The following is a 290-nucleotide window of genomic DNA, read 5'->3' as shown; positions in this document are numbered from 1 at the left end:
ACTTCGAATCTATGATTTGGATCCATTTGAGCCATTAGGCGTTTCAGAAGATGCTGTCGATTTGGTTCGACTGATGTTTGCCTACTTTATCTACAAGCGCCCATTTGATTTGAAGTCCGCAGATCAGGATATTGCCAAAGCGTGCGAAAAAAATGATCAGGTGGCACTGGAAGATCCATTGAAAACCAGCGCATATCATGATGAAGCATCCGCATTTATTGATCAACTTGAGAAATTTAGTGCGCAAGTTGTCATTCCATTTAATTCCCAGCATTTGTGTTTTAAATTAC

General features: G+C 40.0%; 1 pseudogene. It reads left to right on the top strand.

Going from position 1 to position 290, the window contains the following annotated elements:
- A pseudogene (locus CBI42_RS11775) lies at positions 1-290 on the top strand (glutamate--cysteine ligase); the annotation flags it as partial.

The organism is Streptococcus sp. KR (genome assembly GCF_002238115.1).
In the GTDB taxonomy this organism is placed as follows: Bacteria; Bacillota; Bacilli; order Lactobacillales; family Streptococcaceae; genus Streptococcus.
The sequence above is the reverse complement of the archived record's forward strand: the minus strand, read 5'-3'. Positions and strand labels throughout refer to the sequence as shown.